Annotated in this window: 2 protein-coding genes; both read right to left on the bottom strand. The window is 80.0% G+C overall.

Going from position 1 to position 1,841, the window contains the following annotated elements:
• Positions 1 to 99: 99 nt before the first annotated feature.
• Complete coding sequence (locus tag HLB09_RS16480) at positions 100 to 1,539, bottom strand: FAD-dependent oxidoreductase (RefSeq protein ID WP_171204384.1); 1,440 nt, start codon at positions 1,537 to 1,539, stop codon at positions 100 to 102.
• A 40-nt stretch (positions 1,540 to 1,579) separates the two neighbouring features.
• On the bottom strand, positions 1,580 to 1,705 hold the full coding sequence (locus HLB09_RS19585) for a hypothetical protein (RefSeq protein WP_281359492.1): 126 nt from the start codon (positions 1,703 to 1,705) through the stop codon (positions 1,580 to 1,582).
• Positions 1,706 to 1,841: the final 136 nt, after the last annotated feature.

The raw sequence follows: 1,841 nt of genomic DNA, 5'->3' as shown, positions 1-1,841 counted from the left end.
CCGTGGAGCGCGCCGCGACGACGACGTCGTGCCCGCCCCGGCGCAGCGCCTCGACGAGGGGCCGACCGACGCGCCCGGTGCCGCCGACGACCGCCACCCTCACGAGGGCCCCCTCCCCGCCGGTCCTCCCGCGGTGCCCCCCGGCGCCCCTGCCCGGGCCGCGGCGAGCATGTCCTCGCGGCTGACGAGCTTGACCCGCGGGCGCCCCGCGTCGGCACCGGCGCGCAGCTCGGCCGCGTCGACGCTGCGCCAGCCGTCGAGGTCGACGACGTGCAGCCCGCCGGCGCGCAGGCGCTCGACCAGGTCGAGGGGGTCGGCGGGCGGGGCCGCGGCCGCCGGCTCGCGGGCGACGTCCTCCAGGACGCTCGCGACCGTGGCGCGCGCGTCCTTGCGGGTGTGGCCGACGAGGCCGACGGGCCCGGTCTTCAGCCAGCCGACGACGTAGAGGCCCCGCTCGGGTTCGCCGTCGGCGGCGAGCACCCGGCCGTCCGCGTTCGGCACGACGCCGCGCCGGTCGTCGAAGGGGGCGCCGGGGACGGGACGGCTGCGGTAGCCGACGGCGCGGTACACGGCCTGGACCGGGAGGTCCTCCACGACGCCCGCCGCGCCCGCGTGCGCCCGGCGGGTGCGCAGTCCCGTGATGCGGCCGGCGTCGCGGCCCAGCACCTCGACGGGCGTGCGCGCGAAGCGCAGGTGCACCCGGCGCGGGGCGCCGGTCGTGCCCCGCTCGGCGAAGGAGGCGAGGGCGTCCACGACCTGCCGGGCGCGGCGGTCGCCGGCGAGGTGGTCGACGGCCTCCGGCGCCAGGACGAGGTCGGCGGGGTCGACGACGACGTCGACGCCGGGGACCGCGCCGAGCTCGCGCAGCTCCAGCGGCGAGAAGCGCGCGTGCTCGGGCCCCCGGCGGCCGACGACGTGGACGTCGGTGAGGCGGGAGGCCGCCAGGTCGGCGTGCACGGCGGCCGGGACCTCGGTGGCGAGGAGGTCCTCGGCCGGGCGGGCGAGCACGCGGGCGACGTCGAGCGCGACGTTGCCGACGCCGAGCACGGCCACCTCCCGGGCCGAGAGGTCCCAGTGGCGCGGGGCTTCGGGGTGCCCCTGGTACCAGGCGACGACCTCGCTGGCGCCCCAGCACCCGGGCAGGTCGGCGCCGGGGAGGTCCAGCGGGGCGTCGGTGCTCGACCCGGTGGCGAGCACGACGGCGTCGTAGGCCGCCCGCAGCTCCTCGAGGGTGACGTCGCGGCCCACCTCCACGTTGGCCACGAGCCGGACGTCGGGGTGGTCGAGGACCTCGGCCAGCGTCGCCGTGACCGCCTTCATGTCGGGGTGGTCCGGCGAGACGCCGTAGCGGACGAGGCCGAACGGCACGGGGAGCCGCTCGAGGACGTCGACGCGCACGCCTCGCTCGAGCCCGGCGGCCACGAGGGCGCCGGCGGTGTGGACGCCCGCCGGTCCCGAGCCCACGACCGCGACCCGAAGGGGCGGGCGGTCCGGGCCCGCGGCGGGCTCCCCCGGGCGGGTCGCGGCGTCACTGCTCACGCCGTCGATCCTGCCACCGGGGGCCCCGCCGCGGGGCGGGTCAGCGACCCGGTCGCGCCGGCTTCCTGATCGACGAGACCGCCGAGTCGAGCGCCTTCTCGGCGGTCGCCTTCGGCTTCTCCTGCTTGGGCTTGCGGGCCTCGCGGCCACCCTTGTTCTTGCTCATCGCTGCTCCTCGGCGAGGGGCCCGCCCGGGGCGGGCCGGTGCGCCGCGCGGTGGGCGCGGCGGCGTGCGCGGCCGCGGTGGGGCGTCGCCCCGGCGGCTCGCTGACGGGCGACGGCGCCGGAGGCGCCGCGCGGAC

This window comes from Pseudokineococcus marinus, from assembly GCF_013004605.1.
GTDB classification, from domain to species: Bacteria; Actinomycetota; Actinomycetes; order Actinomycetales; family Quadrisphaeraceae; genus Pseudokineococcus; species Pseudokineococcus marinus.
The sequence above is the reverse complement of the archived record's forward strand: the minus strand, read 5'-3'. Positions and strand labels throughout refer to the sequence as shown.